Annotated in this window: 17 protein-coding genes; 8 read left to right on the top strand and 9 right to left on the bottom strand. The window is 30.2% G+C overall.

Features of this window, described 5'->3' with window-relative positions:
* Window positions 1-12: 12 nt before the first annotated feature.
* The 7 genes from sucD to V8G69_RS10205 form a co-directional block, all read right to left on the bottom strand.
* A complete protein-coding gene (gene sucD / locus V8G69_RS10235) occupies window positions 13-891 on the bottom strand; it encodes a succinate--CoA ligase subunit alpha (protein ID WP_394881793.1) in 879 nt (292 codons plus the stop codon).
* Window positions 892-957: 66 nt separating this feature from the next.
* Window positions 958-1896, bottom strand: a complete 939-nt coding sequence (locus tag V8G69_RS10230) for a UDP-3-O-(3-hydroxymyristoyl)glucosamine N-acyltransferase (RefSeq protein ID WP_394881792.1) — start codon at window positions 1894-1896, stop codon at window positions 958-960.
* Between the two features lie 5 nt (window positions 1897-1901).
* Entirely contained in the window at window positions 1902-2468 is a 567-nt protein-coding gene (efp, locus tag V8G69_RS10225) for an elongation factor P (protein ID WP_394881791.1), read from the bottom strand.
* A 34-nt stretch (window positions 2469-2502) separates the two neighbouring features.
* The gene (gene lpxA / locus V8G69_RS10220) at window positions 2503-3288 is read right to left on the bottom strand and encodes an acyl-ACP--UDP-N-acetylglucosamine O-acyltransferase (protein ID WP_394881790.1); all 786 of its coding nucleotides are present in this window, start codon (window positions 3286-3288) and stop codon (window positions 2503-2505) included.
* A 3-nt stretch (window positions 3289-3291) separates the two neighbouring features.
* Window positions 3292-4698 (bottom strand): bifunctional UDP-3-O-[3-hydroxymyristoyl] N-acetylglucosamine deacetylase/3-hydroxyacyl-ACP dehydratase, encoded by a 1407-nt coding sequence (locus tag V8G69_RS10215; protein WP_394881789.1) that lies wholly within the window; start codon window positions 4696-4698, stop codon window positions 3292-3294.
* Window positions 4685-5713 carry a UDP-3-O-(3-hydroxymyristoyl)glucosamine N-acyltransferase gene (gene lpxD, locus V8G69_RS10210; protein ID WP_394881788.1) on the bottom strand — a complete coding sequence of 343 codons (1029 nt, stop codon included), beginning with the start codon at window positions 5711-5713 and terminating at the stop codon, window positions 4685-4687. Before lpxD ends, V8G69_RS10215 begins: the two co-directional genes overlap by 14 nt.
* A 52-nt stretch (window positions 5714-5765) precedes the next feature.
* A complete protein-coding gene (locus V8G69_RS10205) occupies window positions 5766-6986 on the bottom strand; it encodes an HD domain-containing protein (protein ID WP_394881787.1) in 1221 nt (406 codons plus the stop codon).
* Between the two features lie 114 nt (window positions 6987-7100).
* Between V8G69_RS10205 and V8G69_RS10200 the strand changes: the two genes are divergently transcribed.
* From V8G69_RS10200 to V8G69_RS10185, 4 genes are all read left to right on the top strand, one after another.
* Complete coding sequence (locus V8G69_RS10200; protein ID WP_394881786.1) at window positions 7101-8654, top strand: response regulator; 1554 nt, start codon at window positions 7101-7103, stop codon at window positions 8652-8654.
* A 95-nt stretch (window positions 8655-8749) separates the two neighbouring features.
* On the top strand, window positions 8750-9178 hold the full coding sequence (gene tsaE, locus V8G69_RS10195; RefSeq protein WP_394881785.1) for a tRNA (adenosine(37)-N6)-threonylcarbamoyltransferase complex ATPase subunit type 1 TsaE: 429 nt from the start codon (window positions 8750-8752) through the stop codon (window positions 9176-9178).
* Window positions 9179-9349: 171 nt separating this feature from the next.
* A complete protein-coding gene (locus V8G69_RS10190) occupies window positions 9350-9493 on the top strand; it encodes a hypothetical protein (RefSeq protein ID WP_394881783.1) in 144 nt (47 codons plus the stop codon).
* 13 nt (window positions 9494-9506) lie between these two features.
* Entirely contained in the window at window positions 9507-9974 is a 468-nt protein-coding gene (locus tag V8G69_RS10185) for a hypothetical protein (RefSeq protein WP_394881782.1), read from the top strand.
* A 3-nt stretch (window positions 9975-9977) separates the two neighbouring features.
* Here V8G69_RS10185 and V8G69_RS10180 read toward each other — a convergent pair whose 3' ends face one another.
* Window positions 9978-12401: a TonB-dependent receptor domain-containing protein gene (locus tag V8G69_RS10180; protein WP_394881781.1), complete on the bottom strand. Its 2424-nt coding sequence runs from the start codon at window positions 12399-12401 to the stop codon at window positions 9978-9980.
* A gap of 190 nt (window positions 12402-12591) precedes the next feature.
* Between V8G69_RS10180 and V8G69_RS10175 the strand changes: the two genes are divergently transcribed.
* The 4 genes from V8G69_RS10175 (at window position 12592) to V8G69_RS10160 (ending at window position 15962) form a co-directional block, all read left to right on the top strand.
* Window positions 12592-13791, top strand: a complete 1200-nt coding sequence (locus V8G69_RS10175; RefSeq protein WP_394881780.1) for an alanine dehydrogenase — start codon at window positions 12592-12594, stop codon at window positions 13789-13791.
* Between the two features lie 21 nt (window positions 13792-13812).
* Entirely contained in the window at window positions 13813-14193 is a 381-nt protein-coding gene (locus tag V8G69_RS10170) for a hypothetical protein (protein ID WP_394881779.1), read from the top strand.
* The gene (locus V8G69_RS10165; protein WP_394881778.1) at window positions 14190-14783 is read left to right on the top strand and encodes a sugar transferase; all 594 of its coding nucleotides are present in this window, start codon (window positions 14190-14192) and stop codon (window positions 14781-14783) included. Before V8G69_RS10170 ends, V8G69_RS10165 begins: the two co-directional genes overlap by 4 nt.
* Before the next feature lie 105 nt (window positions 14784-14888).
* Window positions 14889-15962 carry a polysaccharide biosynthesis protein gene (locus V8G69_RS10160; protein WP_394881777.1) on the top strand — a complete coding sequence of 358 codons (1074 nt, stop codon included), beginning with the start codon at window positions 14889-14891 and terminating at the stop codon, window positions 15960-15962.
* A 4-nt stretch (window positions 15963-15966) separates the two neighbouring features.
* On the opposite strand, the gene V8G69_RS10155 is transcribed toward V8G69_RS10160, so the two are convergent.
* Window positions 15967-17142: a proline dehydrogenase family protein gene (locus tag V8G69_RS10155; RefSeq protein WP_394881776.1), complete on the bottom strand. Its 1176-nt coding sequence runs from the start codon at window positions 17140-17142 to the stop codon at window positions 15967-15969.
* Between the last annotated feature and the right edge of the window lie 147 nt (window positions 17143-17289).

The following is a 17289-nucleotide window of genomic DNA, read 5'->3' as shown; positions in this document are numbered from 1 at the left end:
AGTTTAATTTATTTATAGAGAAGCTAATACTTCTGCAACTTTTTTACCTATTTCTGCTGGAGAATCAACAACATGAATTCCACATGCTCTCATGATTTTCTTTTTTGCTTGTGCAGTATCATCACTTCCACCAACAATAGCACCAGCATGTCCCATAGTACGACCTGCAGGAGCTGTTTCACCAGCTATAAAGCCAATGATTGGTTTTTTACTTCCACTTGCTTTATACCAATGAGCAGCATCTGCTTCTAATTGTCCTCCAATTTCACCAATCATAACAACTGCTTCTGTTTCTGGATCATTGATAAGCAATTGAACAGCATCTTTAGTTGTGGTTCCAATAATAGGATCTCCACCTATTCCAATAGCTGTTGTAATTCCTAAACCTTGTTTTACAACTTGATCGGCTGCTTCATAAGTAAGCGTTCCTGATTTAGACACAATGCCAACAGTTCCTTTTTTGAATACAAAACCTGGCATAATACCAACTTTAGCTTCTTCTGGCGTGATAACTCCAGGACAGTTAGGTCCGATTAGTCTACAATCCTTTCCTTTTATATATTCTGAAGCTTTAATCATATCAGCAACAGGAATACCTTCTGTAATAGTAATAATAACTTTAATTCCAGCGTCCGCAGCTTCCATGATAGCATCTGCAGCAAAAGCTGGCGGAACAAAAATAATGGTTGTGTCTGCTCCAGCTATTTTAACAGCATCCTCAACAGTATTGAAAACTGGTTTATCCAAATGTGTTTGACCACCTTTACCTGGTGTTACACCACCAACAACATTGGTTCCGTATTCAATCATTTGACTAGCGTGAAAAGTTCCTTCACTACCAGTAAAACCTTGCACAATTATTTTTGAATTTTTGTTTACTAAAACACTCATTTTATTTTATTTTATTTTTTTAAAGCAATACAAAAGTACTTTTTTGTAGTTAGTTTTAAGTTTAATTTATTTTATTTTTTTCAATTGTGATAAAATTTCTGGTATTTGCTTAACATAAGCTTTTTCTTTTAAATCAATTCGAGCATCTTGAGCTGGAGTTCCCCAGTAGGTCTTATTTCCTTCTAATGATTTACTAATACCTGCTTGAGCATGAACTACCGCTTTTTTACCAATAGTTATACCGCTTGTACATCCAACCTGACCCCAAATGGTTACTTCATCTTCAATAACAACACATCCTGCAATTCCAACTTGTGAAGCAATTAAACACTTTTTACCAACGACAGTATCATGTCCGATTTGAATTTGATTATCAAGCTTTGATCCTTCTCCTATAATTGTGTCTCCAGTAACACCTCTGTCTATAGTACAAAGCGCACCCAAATCCACATCATTTTCAATAACAACGCGTCCACCAGATTTTAATCTGTCATATCCTTCTGGTCTCTTCTTATAATAAAATGCATTTGCACCTAAAACAGTACCAGCATGAACAGTTACATTGTTACCTATTACTGCATCATCATAAATACTAACGTTTGAATGGATGATGCAATTGTCTCCTATTACCACATTATGACCAATAAAACAATTAGGCTGAATTACAGTGTTCTTTCCTATTACTGCTGAATCTGAGATTGAAGAATTTGAAGATTGAAAAGGCTTAAAATAATCAGTAAGCTTATTGAAATCTCTAAACGGATCATCACTAATTAATAATGCTTTTCCTTCTGGACATTCAACATTTTTGTTTATTAAAATAATTGTTGCTTTTGAGTTCAAAGCTTTATCATAATATTTAGGATGATCTACAAATACAATATCTCCAGGAGTAACTACATGTATTTCGTTCATCCCAAAAACAGGGAAATTTTCATCACCAACAAAACCGCAATCAATTATTTCAGCAATTTGTTTTAACGTATGTTGTTTTGCGAATTTCAAGGAAATTATTCTTTAACGCGTTCTTTGTAAGTTCCTTTTTCTGTTTCAACTCTAATTTTATCTCCTTCGTTAATAAACAAAGGCACATTTACAGTAGCTCCAGTTTCTACAGTTGCAGGTTTTGTAGCATTAGTTGCTGTATTCCCTTTTACTCCTGGTTCTGTAGCAGTAACTTCTAAAATAACACTAGCAGGCATTTCTACAGAAAGCGGCATATTATCTTCAGTATTAATTATTACTGTAACTACCTCACCTTCTTTCATTAAACCAGGACTATCTAAAGCAGATTCTCTTAATTGAATTTGAGAATAATCTTCGGTATTCATAAAATGATAATATTCACCATCATTATATAAAAATTGAAATTTATGGGTTTCTACACGAACATCTTCTAATTTGTGTCCTGCAGAAAATGTGTTATCTAACACTTTTCCATTAGTTACACTTTTCATTTTTGTTCTAACAAAAGCAGGTCCTTTACCAGGTTTTACATGTAAAAATTCTATAATTTTATAAATATCGTTGTTGTATCGTATACATAATCCGTTTCTGATATCAGATGTAGTTGCCATAAAATTGTTGTGATTTTTTTAAGTTATATAAGGTTTAATTTGATTTGAAATACCCTTTCATGATACCTCTATGTGAATTTTTAATAAACTGAAGGACTTCATCACGTTCTGGTGTAGCTTCCATTTCTGCTTCAATAATCTCAGAAGCTTGAGTATTATTGTAATTTTTTTGATAAAGAATTCTGTAAATATCTTGAATCTCTCTGATTTTATCTGAAGAATACCCACGTCTTCTTAATCCAACAGAATTGATTCCAACATATGAAAGTGGCTCACGAGCAGCTTTAACATACGGAGGAACATCTTTTCTAACTAAAGAACCTCCGGTTACAAAGGCATGATTTCCGATGGAGACAAATTGATGTACTGCTGTCATACCAGCTAGAACAACATAATCTCCAATGGTGATATGTCCTGCCAATGTACTATTATTAGAAAAGATACAATTATTACCTACAACACAGTCATGTGCTATATGGCAATATGCCATGATTAAACAATTGTTTCCAATAACTGTTTTCATTCTATCGGCTGTACCTCTATTGATAGTAACACATTCTCTAATTGTAACGTTATCCCCTATTTCTACAGTAGTTTCCTCATCATTATACTTTAAATCTTGAGGAACAGCAGAAATAACAGAACCTGGAAAGATATTACAATTCTTTCCTATTCTTGCTCCTTCCATAATAGTTACGTTACTACCAATCCAAGAACCTTCTCCAATTGTAACGTTGTTATATATTGTTGTAAATGGTTCAATAACTACATTTTTTGCAATTTTTGCTCCAGGATGCACGTATGCTAATGGTTGGTTCATAATTTATTTAACTTTTGATATTTGGGCCATAAGTTCTGCTTCTGCACAAAGTTTTCCATTGGTATAAGCATAACCTTGCATATGGCAAATACCTCGACGAATTGGCGTTATTAATGAGCATTTGAATATAAGTGTATCACCAGGAACAACTTTTTGTTTAAATTTAACATTATCCATTTTCATGAAGAAAGTCAAATAATTCTCTGGATCTGGTACTGTGTTTAAAACTAAAATCCCTCCTGTTTGAGCCATAGCTTCTACAATTAAAACACCCGGCATTACAGGTGCTCCCGGGAAATGGCCAGCAAAAAAGGATTCGTTCATGGTCACGTTTTTTGTAGCAATGACGTGATTATCTGTAAGTTCGAAAACCTTGTCTATTAATAAAAAAGGCTGTCTATGAGGAAGCATGGCCATAATTTGATTCACATCCATTAATGGTGGCTGATTCAAATCTATACTTGGCACATTATTACGCTTTTCATTTTTTATGATTTTAGACATTTTTTTTGCAAATTGAGTGTTTACAAAATGTCCTGGTTTATTAGCAATAACTTTACCTTTAATTCGCGTTCCGATGAGAGCTAAATCTCCTAATACATCCAATAATTTGTGTCTGGCAGCTTCATTAGGATGATGTAAAGTAAGATTGTCTAAAATTCCATTAGGTTTAATAGCTATAGAATCTTTTTTGAAAGCAATTTTAAGTTTCTCCATAGTTTCAGGCGATAAAGCCTTATCTACATAAACTATAGCGTTATTTAAATCGCCTCCTTTAATCAAACCATGTTCTAAAAGCATTTCTATTTCATGCAAAAAACTAAAGGTTCTGGCATTAGAAATATCTTTCTTAAAATCAGAAATTTTATTCAAAGTTGCGTTTTGCGTACCTAAAACTTTAGTGCCAAAATCTACCATGGCAGTTATTTGGTATTCTTTAGAAGGCATTACTAATATTTCGCTACCAGTTTCTTCATCTGTATATGAAATAACATCTGTAACAACATATTCTTCCCTAAACGCATCAAGCTCTATAACACCAGCATCTTCTAAAGCTTTTACAAAGAATTTTGAAGAACCATCCATAATAGGAGGTTCTGAGGCATTTAATTCTATAATAACATTATCAACATCTAATCCAACTAAAGCAGCTAAAACATGTTCGGACGTTTGTATAGTTACACCGTTTTTTTCTAAACAAGTTCCTCGCTGAGTATTGGTGACATAGGTAGCATCTGCTTCAATAACCGGGTTTCCTTCTAAATCGATTCGTTTAAAAGCTAAACCAGAATTAGCTATTGCTGGCTTGAATGTTAATGTAACATTTTTTCCTGTATGCAATCCTACACCAGATAAAGAAACTTCCTTTTTTATGGTTTTTTGTTTATTTTCTGTATTAACTATTGCCATTTATTTTTTTTTCAATTTCATTAATATCTTTTACAATTTTTGGTAAGTTCTTGAAATGAACGTAAGACTTATTATAATCGCTATAACCAATGGCAGGTGAACCTTGAAGTATTTCATTGTCTTTTACATTTCTGCCAATACCAGATTGTGCCTGGATTTTAACATTGTTACCAATTGTTAAGTGTCCCACAATACCAACTTGCCCACCTATCACGCAATTTTCGCCAATTTTTGTTGAACCTGCAATACCCGTTTGTGCAGCTATAACCGTGTTTTTACCAATCTCGACATTATGAGCTATTTGTATTTGATTATCTAGCTTAACACCTTTTCTTATAATAGTTGAACCTAAAGTAGCTCTATCTATTGTGGTAGACGCTCCAATATCAACAAAATCTTCAAGAATTACATTGCCAATTTGTGGCACCTTACTATATTCTCCATCTTCACTAGGCGCAAAACCAAAACCATCAGCTCCAATAATAACTCCAGAGTTTAAAACACAATAATTACCAATTACAGTTTCTGAATAAATTTTTACACCAGAAAATATTACCGTATTATCTCCTATTATTACATTATCGCCAATATAAGCTCCTGGAAATATTTTTACGTTATTACCAATTTTTACATGCTCACCAATATATGAAAAAGCTCCAATGTAAATATTTTGACCATATTCTGTTGAATCAGATATAAACGAAGGTTGTTCAATACCTGTTTTATTTAGTTTAATAACATTATAATATTCTAGAAGTTTTGAAAATGATTTATAAGCATCATCAACTTTAATAAGTGTTGTTTTTAAATTATTTTCAGCTTTAAATGTTCTGTTTACAATAGTTATAGAAGCTTTTGTTGAATATATAAACGGCGTGTATTTAGGATTGGCTAAAAAAGTTAACGATCCTTCAATACCTTCTTCTATTTTAGACAATTTAGAAACCTCTACATTCTCATCACCAATAATATCGCCTTCTAAAATTCCTGCTATTTGTTGAGCTGTAAATTTCACACTCTAGAGTTTGTTTTTTTAGTTTTAACCACGCAAAAATATGAAAAATGTACTAAAGTTTAACTTTAGGATAACATATATAATATTTAGTTACTGGTTTTGATAAAGCTTTTATATTAAATTGATCAGATGCTTTTGTAATATCTTCAATTTTACCCGACTTATATAATATATTAATGTTCTGAGTTTTTGGCACATAAGCTTGATTAGAAATAGTACCAGAAAAAACAAAATATTTTGCTTCCCATTTTGTTATTTTATAATTATTGACAAGAGATTCAATATAGTTATTAAGGCTTTCTGTTTTTACGTTTTTGTCTTTTAATTTTATTTTCAACAAGTTTCTATTCAAAATCATTTTACATAAGCGACTTAAAACAAAATCATAATGATGTTGCCATGATTTTAAACTAGATATAATATCAAAATCATCTAGTTCATAAAAAATTTCTAATACCTCATTATTAAAGTCTTTTAAAGTAATGTCGTTTTCTAAAAAATATTGAAGTGGTTTGCTTATTTCCAGTACAACTCCATCGTTTATTAACTCTTTAGCTCTTGTTAAAACCCTAATCAATAACTGTTCAGCTACGATACCAGTTTTGTGCAAATAAACTTGCCAATACATAAAACGTCTGGCATTTATAAACTTCTCAACACTATAAATACCTTTTTCTTCAACTACCAAAAAATCATCAACTACATTAAGCATGGTAATTAATCGTTCACTATTAATGTTGCCTTCTGCTACGCCTGTGTAAAAGCTATCACGCTTCAAATAATCGGCCCTATCCATATCCAATTGACCAGAAACCAACTGGCACATAAATTTTCTATGGTAAACACCTTTGAAAATTTGAATGGCAAGCGTTAAACTTGAGTTAAATTCTTCATTCAATTTCTCCATAAAAAGAAGCGAAATCTGTTCATGTGACACGTTATTTACTATACTATGCTCCATTGCGTGCGAGAATGGACCATGCCCAATATCGTGCAATAAAATAGCTACATAAAGGGCAGATTCTTCATCATTTGAAATTGTAACACCTTTAAAACGAAGTATTTCTATAGTTTTCTGCATTAAATGTACACAACCAATAGCATGATGAAACCTTGTGTGATGCGCTCCAGGATATACCATATAAGACATTCCCATTTGAGTAATCCTACGTAAACGCTGAAAATATTTATGTTGAATTAAATCAAATATAAGCGCATTGGGAATAGTAATAAAACCGTAAATTGGGTCGTTAAAGATTTTAAGTTTGTTCAAACTTTAAAAGTTAGTATTTAATAGATACAAATATAATTATATGAAGGCCATAAATACCCAATTATAATAAAAAACAAACTAAAAAAACTTAGATTAATACTAATATTTATTTAAATGGATAAAATAAACATACTTTGGATTGATGATGAAATTGATTTATTAAAACCTCATATAATTTTTCTTGAACAGCGTAACTATAAAGTGACTACTTGTAAAAGTGGTACCGAAGCTCTTGACATCTTAGACGATTTAAAATTTGACATTGTTTTTTTAGATGAAAACATGCCTGGTCTTACCGGATTAGAAACATTAAACGAAATAAAGGAAAAACAAGACAATCTTCCTGTAGTTATGATTACTAAAAGTGAAGAAGAATATATTATGGAAGAAGCTATTGGCAATAAAATAGCCGATTATCTTATAAAGCCTGTAAATCCGAATCAAATTTTATTAAGTATAAAAAAGAATTTAGATCATTCAAGGTTGATTTCTGAAAAAACTACTTCAAATTATCAGCAAGAGTTTAGAAAAATCTCTATGGAATTGGCCATGGTAAACTCCTTCGAGGAATGGGCTGCTTTATATCAAAAGCTTATTTATTGGGAAATTCAGTTAGAAGATATTGAAGACATTGGTATGTTTGAGATTTTAGAATCACAAAAAGTAGAAGCTAATTCTCAGTTTGGAAAATTTATTGATAAAAACTATTCCAAATGGTTTGATTCAAATTCAGATGCTCCCATTATGTCTCATACCCTTTTTAAAAATAAAATTGCTCCTCAATTAAGCAAAGAGCAACCAACCTTATTAGTTGTTATTGATAATCTTAGGTACGACCAGTATAAAGTATTTGAACCTATTATAAATAACTATTACAAAAAAGAAAGTGAATCACCTTTTTACAGTATCCTTCCAACTGCTACACAATACGCCAGAAATGCCATATTTTCAGGGCTAATGCCAAGCGAAATGGAAAAACTTTTTCCTCAATATTGGAAAAATGATACAGATGATGGAGGCAAAAATTTACACGAAGAAGATTTTTTAAATACTCAAATGAAACGATTAGGATTAAGTCATCTAACTTATGAGTATCACAAAATTACAAACCTAAAGTCAGGAAAAAAATTAGTTGAAAATTTTAACTCACTAAAAAACAATGATTTAACCGTTGTTGTCTATAATTTTGTTGATATGCTTTCACATTCTAAAACAGAAATGGAAGTTGTTAAAGAATTAGCATCAAATGATAAAGCATATAGATCATTGGCGCTTAGTTGGTTTAAAAATTCGCCCTTATTAGAAATGATTCACCAAGCACAATTGCTAGGTTTTAAACTTATTTTAACAACAGACCATGGAACTATAAATGTAAAAAATCCTTCAAAAGTTGTTGGAGACCGAGAAACCAGTTTAAATTTACGCTATAAAACTGGCAGAAGTTTAACTTTTGAAAGCAAAGATGTGTTCGTTGCTAAAGACCCTAAAGCAATACATTTGCCATCCATAACTATGAGTAGTTCATTTATTTTTGCTAAAGGGGATTTATTTTTTGCTTATCCAAATAATTATAATCATTATGTGAGTTATTATAGAAATACCTATCAACACGGTGGCGTTTCTCTTGAAGAAATGATTATTCCTTTTGTAATATTTAGCCCTAAATAAATCCGTGTAATGCAAATAAATCCGATGAAATACATTTTTTGTTAGGTTTTCTCAAAAATTATTAATAATTTAGCCAAAATATTTTTAATATTAACATGGATTATTTACTAGATTCAATTGATAAGGTAGCAAGCTCTATTATAAATAATGTTTCGTCTAAAATAATTTTATTATATGGTGAAATGGGTACAGGAAAAACCACATTAGTAAAATCATTGGTAAAGGCTTTAGGGAGCAAAGACGAAGTGAGCAGTCCTACTTTTTCAATCGTTAATGAGTATGAAACATTAAATGATATCATTTATCATTTTGATTTATATAGACTAAAGGATTTAGAAGAAGCACATAATTTTGGTATTGAAGACTATATATTTTCTAATCATTGGGTTATTATAGAATGGCCAGAATTAATAGAAGGTATAATTACTGAAGATTACAATAGAATAGATTTACATATAAATGAAGATAAATCTAGATTAATAAAACTAAATTTTAAAACAAATTTTGACAAACAAATATGCTAAGTTATATGAGTAAATAACATGATTTCACTCTGAAAAATGAAGAGTTACGGTAAAGCCACAACACGAATTTTTAAAAACCATTGTTTTTAACATAATTTTAACATTTTGTGAAATTCTTCAAGATACTTTGTATATACTTTTGAGGTATTAATTAATTAATCCCTTAAAATTATGAAAACTAAAAAGTATGTAATTGCAATCGCAATTTTCGGAGGTATGTTGTTTACAGCTTATGCAGCTAATGCAATCAACCAAGATGGAAAACAAACAGCCAAAGTTGAGAAATCTACAATCAAAGTTCCTTCAGCAGGATAAAAAAAATCTAATCATGGGTAGTGTCATAGCTACACTTATTGCTATGACACCTTACCTATTTTCGCTTTATGAAAGTGTTCCTGCAACTAAAACCTGGGACACTTTTTTTGGTACCTACCAAAGTGGTTTTTTTGAAAATGCGAATACTGCAATGTGGGTTATTACAGGGAAAGCAATACCGTTACTTTTAATTTTTATTTGGTTTTTTACTAATAGGCATTGGTGGTATCACTCTTTGTTAGTACCAATAGTTATGTATCTTTATCAAATAATAGTGGTCTTTTATGATGAAGCATTTTTTGATAAATTTCAAATAATGTACATGCTCCCAATTATGGCTATTGTTATTCCATCAATTTATTTAATAAGAGCAAAAATTTTCAACAAAATTAATGAGGCAAGTAAATCCTTAGAGGAATTGGAAGATGAGTTTAAGGTAAGCCCTAAAAATTTCTGGGATAAAATTAAACAATATTTTTAATCATTAATTTTTACTGTTTAATCTTTCACGCTCTTCTAAATCAATATCTTTCTGATTGTTTTTTAAGCGAGTGTTTCCAAACTTATAATTAAATCCAATTGTAAACAATCTGTTTTCAAGCCTAGATTTAAGCTTAACATCTTGATTTAAGTACTTGGTTGAGATTGTAAAGTACTGTGAATTAAAAACATCTTCAATACCAAAATTTAAAGAGGCCTTATTATTCAAAAATGTTTTTTTAAGCCCAATATTTAACCCAGATCTTGCACTAACAAATGATGGCCCATCTGCTATTTGTGATATATATAAATAAGAAACATTAGCTGTTAAACTTTTGTCTTTAAGAAAAGAAAAATAATTAATTACTTGAGAGTAAAAAGACCATTTACTATTTGAAAATAATTCATTATTACTTTCTAAGGCCAAAAAATGATTATTATAATAAAACGCAGAAGATAACAAATATATATTCCAATTTTTTTCAAGTTGAGTGTATGTAGTAAAATCTAAACCGTAGGTAATACTATGATCAATATTTGTATTAATATATTTAACAATATTTTCTTCATTGTCTTGAAATGTTACTTGAAGAGTTGCATTATTTTCGTATCTGTAATACGCTTCAAAAGTATATTTCTTGTTAAAAGTATAACCTAAAGTAAACACATCATCAATTTCTGGTTTTAAATTTGGATCACCCGTGATATATGTATTATCATTTAAAAAATATTTAAACGGATTTAAATCACTATATCTTGGCCTAGATATCCTTTTGTTATAGTTAAAATACAACTCATTATTTTCGTTTAAACTATGTGATAAATAAAAAGATGGAAAGAATTTTATATAGTCACTGTTGTTTTCTTGGTTTGTTGATAATGAATTTCCTTTAATATCTGTATACTCAGTTCTTAAACCCACTTTTATGTTCCATGAATCCCAGTCTTTTGAATAACTTGTATATGCTGCATAATTTATTTCATCATATAAAAAGGTATCAGAATTTTGCAAATCTTCAATCTTATTACCATTTTCAAAAATAAACTGATTTAAAACACTTTTTGAATCTATGCTAGAAAGCTTTATACCAGTCTCAAAATGTGAAGAACTACTTATTGGCAATTCATAATCTATTTGACCTGTATATAATTTAATTTTTTGACTGGAAAATGTTTGAAATCTGTTGGTTCTAATTAATGATTCATCTGGGAATAGATAATCAGTATCTACATTCTGATAACTTGAAAAATCATAATCTGTATAATGAGCATTTGCCGAAAGCTTCTCTCCTTCTCTTTTAAATTTATGAATATAATCTAATGTAAAAGCAACATTATAAGTTTCATCCACTAAACTATTTAAAGTTTTAAAAGTAGAGTCTAAGTCTTTGTTTGAGTTATAAACCTCAGTCAATGAATTAACGGAGGTTTTTGTGTTATCTCTAGGTGACATTAACAAATTGGTAGTAATACCCAAACTATTTTTTTCATTAATTTTAAAATCAACATTAGCATTAAGTGTTTGGTTTGTTGTTTCTCTGGTTCTTTTAAAATCAGTTTCCCAACTAGAAATTGTCTGATTATTTTCTATAAAATTAATAGACTCGTTATTATGTCTATAATCTTTACGTGGACTTACATTGTAATTAATATATGCATCAACAACTTCTGTTTTAAAAAAATGACTGGTTCCTAATGAGTATTTTGGATATTCATGCCCTTGTTTATAAGTTCCAAAAGCACTACCATTATAGCCAGCTATTACATTTTTACTTGTTACAATATTAATAACAGCACCACCTTCGGCTTCATATCTAGCTGGTGGATTATTAATAACTTCTATAGATTTCACACTATTAGCAGAAGTACCTTCTAATAATTGCTGTATATCATTTGAAGATAAATGTACTTTTTTGTCATTTATATATATGGTAGGTTTTACGTTTTTTATAGTAATTGAACCATTATTTACAAAAACTCCTGGAGTATTTTTTAAAACATCTAAAATGTTATTATTTGATAATGTGCTATTTTCAACATTAAAAACTAATCTATCAACTTGGCGTTTTATAGTGGGTCGTTTTGCAATTACTGTTACTCCATCAAGATTTTGGGTTTCCTCTTCCAAAACGATATCATTGAATTTTAAATTCTTATTTAAACTAATGGTGTCATGATAGCTTTTAAACCCTAAAAAACTTATGTTTAATATGTACTCTGACTCTTTTAAGTTTTCCAATAAGAATGTACCATCTTCATCAGTGGTAGTTCCTGAGATAGTATTATTCGTGTTTTCTGTTAAAGTAACATTACAAAATGCAACAGGGATATTCTTTACATCTTTTACACTTCCCTTAACAGAAAATTGCTGAGAAAAGCCAGATAAAGAAAACAAAAAAACGAGAGATGATATTAGCTTTACATTCATAAAAAGTCAATACTTGCGAATTTACAAATTCAAATTTAAATTAAATTACGGTAAAACCGTAAAGACCGTTAATTTTAAAAGATTTTATCTTATTAAATTTGAAAAATTGGAGATAATATTATTTTAATATATAGATTTATAGAATCAAAAATTTATTTGTAATTTGATTTTTTATTAAAAGCATCAGTTTATGTCAAAATCATTATCACCATTTACTAAGCAACAGCTTTTACCACAAGAAGAAACCCTTGAGATTTTTAAAAGAAAAGGAGAACTTTATATTGGAATACCAAAAGAAACAGCTTTTCAAGAAAAAAGAGTTTGTTTAACACCAGATGCTGTTTCAGCTTTGGTTAATAATGGACACAAAGTTCTACTTGAGTCTGGCGCTGGTAATGGAGCTAGTTTTAGCGATAACGATTATAGTGAAGCTGGAGCGGAAATAACTAAAGATACGGCAAAAGTTTACGCTTGCCCTATGATATTAAAAGTTGAGCCCCCAAGTCTAGAACAGATTAAATTGCTAAATCCTCAAACTATATTAATATCTGCGCTTCAACTAAAAACACAAAGCAAAAAATATTTTGAATTACTTGCTTCAAAACGAGTTACTGCTCTTGCTTTTGAATTTATTAGAGATGAAGATGGAATTTATCCCGCAGTTAGATCTTTAAGTGAAATTGCCGGAACAGCTTCTGCGTTAATAGCCTCAGAATTGCTTTCAAATAGTTCTGAAGGTAATGGATTGTTATTTGGTAATATTAGTGGCGTTCCACCAATTGAAGTTGTTATTATTGGTGCTGGAACTGTTGGAGAATTTGCAGCAAGAAGCTCTATCGGACTAGGTGCTAATGTTAAAATTTTTGATAATTCTATCTCAAAATTACGCCGTATTCAAACCAATTTAGGTAGAACCCTCTTTACTTCTACCCTACAACCAAAAAACCTAACCAAAGCCTTAAAACGTTGTGATGTGGTAATTGGTGCAGTAAGAGGTTTGAACAGATCACCAATTGTAGTGACAGAAACCATGGTAGAATCCATGAAACCAGGATCTATTATTATAGATGTAAGTATTGATATGGGTGGATGTTTTGAAACCAGTGAAGTAACATCGCATAAGAACCCTACATTTGTTAAAAATGGTGTTATTCATTATTGTGTACCAAATATACCTGCCAGATATTCCAGAACAGCTTCTGTTTCTATAAGTAATATATTCACTCCATACTTGTTAAAAATAGCCGAAGAAGGTGGTATTGAAAATTCTTTACGATTTGATAAAGGTTTAAAAAATGGATTGTATTTTTACCACGGAATTTTAACCAATAAATCTGTTGGCGAATGGTTTGATTTAAAATATAACGATGTTAATCTACTTATATTTTAATCCTACAAAACTTAAAAATAAATGAAATTAATTCAACGTATAGGTTATTACCTTGGAGGCTTCTCTATGGGATTAATAATTTTAGCTTTTTTTTTAAACGGCAAAAAAGTATCATGCGATTATGGTCCTGATGCAAGAGTTTTAAAAAATATAAACGCAAAAAAAATAATATATTCAAATGCTGTTAGCTTGGCATTATCTGAAAAAAAAATTGATTCAATGTCAATTTTATACCTTCTTAAAAAAGGAGATGTAAATTTTTCAAAAAGCAATCCTAGAGAAATACCTTGTCCAATCTACTTCATAGAAGGTGAATATAATAAAGCTGATTTAGTGTTGAAAGTTCAAAACTGTGACAGCATTGCTACATTACTTAATATCTCTACGTTCAAGCAAAAATGATAAAACGTTGTTTTGATGTGGTTTTTTCAGCCTTAGGTTTAATAGTATTAGCTCCAATTTTATGCATTATAGCCATCATTATTAAATTAGATAGCAAAGGTCCCATTTTATTTATTCAACCAAGAGTTGGCTTACATAATAAAAATTTCAATATTTTCAAATTCAGAACCATGTATATTGAATCAGAAAACAAAGGTTTATTGACTATTGGAAATAGAGATTCAAGGATTACAAAAGTTGGATATTTTTTAAGACGTTACAAAATAGATGAATTTCCTCAATTAATAAATATAATTAAAGGAGACATGAGTTTTGTTGGTCCAAGACCAGAATTGAGAAAATATGTTAATTACTACACTAAAGAGGACATGATTGTTTTATCTGTAAAACCAGGAATTACAGGATTAGCTTCTATTGAATATAGAAATGAAGTGGAATTATTGAAATCAGCAAAAGATCCGGAAATATTCTTTATACAATCAATTATTCCAGAAAAAAACAAACTCAATAAAGAATACATTGCTAAAAAAAGCTTTTGGTTTGATTTAAAATTAATTGCAATTACCATTTTAAAAGTGGTAACTAAATAACTCCTTCTTGTATTTACAAGGTTCTTAGTAGATACAAATACTTATTTTTCGTACTTTGCACATACCTTAACCTGTGTATATCTGAACTTCATCGACTTATAATCTATGAATAAATCTACTTCTGAAAGTATAAAAAGATTGCTAGAGGAATCTGGTTTAACCTCCAACAAGAAAGCAATTTATAATCAAGGGTTTAAATCTGACTTTACTAATCAAACAATTTTAATTACAGGTGCAGCTGGATCCATTGGAAGTGAACTCTCCAAACAAATTGCTAAAGGAACTTTCAAAAGTTTAATTTTACTTGATAATGCAGAATCTCCAATGTATTTTTTGCAAAAGGAGTTTGAACAATTTTCAAATTTAAATATCAATTTCATCATTTCTGATGTAAGAGATGCTCTTTCTATGAAAGAAATATTTGAGTCCTTTAAACCTGATATTGTTTTTCATACTGCAGCTTACAAGCATGTGCCTTTAATGGAATCTAATCCCTATGAAGCCGTTAAATTGAATATTTTGGCTACCAAGCTTTTGGCTGACATAGCTGTGTTGAATCAAACAAAAAAGTTTGTATTTATTTCAACTGATAAAGCAGTTAACCCTATAAGTATTATGGGGATGACAAAACGAATTAGCGAGCGTATTTTAGAAGACTTAAATTATAAAAACAGCACAAAATTCCTTATAACCCGCTTTGGAAATGTTTTAGGATCAAATGGTTCATTAATTCCACTTTTTAAAAAACAAATCGAATTAGGCAAACCTCTAACTATTACAGATCCAAAAGTCTCAAGATATTTTATAAATAAAGAAAAAGCCTGTAATCTTATCTTAAAAATTGCAAGCTATGAGCATTGGGAACATAACATGTTTACTTTTAATATGGGCGAAGCCATTAAAATTGTCGACTTAGCAAAAACTTATATTGCTTTACAAAATGATATAAGTGAAGACAATATAAGTTTTGAATTTATTGGATTACGCCCTGGAGAAAAACTTCATGAAGAAATTATTTCAAAATCAGAAGCATTAAAAAGTACTGTTTTTGATGATATTTTGTATGTTATTCAAAAAAACAACAAGAAATCTAATCCAGTAGATTTAAAGTTACTGGAGTCAATATCTCCTTATCAAAAAACAAACGAAATAAAATCTATTTTAAAAAACTATTTATAAAAAATTACAACAATTTTCTACGTTGTTTTTCTTTTGTTAACAAAGCTAATTCTCTACCTGTTTGTCCTGCTACAGATGTATTTTCCTCTGCACGTCTAATAAGGTAAGGCATCACGTCTTTTACAGGTCCAAATGGAATATATTTAGCAACATTATAACCTTTACTAGCTAAATTAAAACTAATATGATCACTCATACCATAAAGCTGTCCAAACCAAACGCGCTCATCATTGATTTTCAATCCCATTTTTGCCATTAAATTCATGGCAGCATATGAGCTTTCTTCGTTATGAGAACCTATAAACAATGAAATGTCGTTTAAGTTTTCAAGTATATAAGATACAGCATTATCAAAATTGGTGTCAGTCTCCAATTTACTTTTACACATAGGCGTAGGATATCCTTTCTCCTTAGCACGTTCATTTTCTTTTTCTAAATAAGCACCCCTTACAAGTTTAAAACCCATAAAATATCCTTTTTCTTTAGCTAATTGATGCTCTGCTTTTAAGAAATCTAAGCGATCTGTTCTATACATTTGAAGCGTATTGAATACAATAGGCTTTTCTGTATTGTATTTTTGCATCATGTCCCTAACCAAGGCATCTGAAGCATCTTGCATCCAGCTTTCTTCAGCATCAATTAAAACCTCAATATCATGCTCTTTACCCCGCTTACAAATGGCATCAAATCTATTTACAACTTTTTGCCATTCTTCTTTTTCCTTATCGGTTAACACATCTCCATTTCCGATTTTTTCAAAAAGTTTAAGTCTTCCAAATCCCGTTGGTTTAAAAACGGCTATTGGCATGGATTTTTTTTCTTTGGCAAAATCCATTATTTTTAAAGTAGTCGTCATGGCAGCATCAAACTCCTTGTCGTTTTCTTTGCCTTCGACTGAATAATCTAAAACAGAACTTACTCCTTTATCAAACATTTTGTCAATAACCGGCAAGCAATCAACTTCGTTTACACCACCACAAAAATGGTCGAAAACTGTCGATCTTATCAAGCCTTCAATTGGCAAATGCGCCTTTATAGCAAAGTTTGTTGCAGCTGTTCCTATTTTAACCAAAGGTTCAATGGAAATCATTTTAAAAAGAAAGTAAGCACGTTCTAATTCTGAATCACTTTTAAGAGAAAAAGCAATTTCTGTGTTGTCAAAAATATGTTCGGAAATCATTTTATAAAAAATTAATGCAAAGATAATGATGCTGGAGTTATCATTTTATATAAAATCTCCTTATTTTCACAGCCGAAAAAAGATTTTTTTAATTTATTCAATTAGCATCAATAAACACTGATATTTCACAAGTCACTAATTGGTATT

The sequence above is a fragment of the Gaetbulibacter sp. M235 genome, from assembly GCF_043876835.1.
Taxonomy (GTDB): Bacteria; Bacteroidota; Bacteroidia; order Flavobacteriales; family Flavobacteriaceae; genus Yeosuana.
This window is presented reverse-complemented; position numbering and strand designations above follow the sequence as displayed.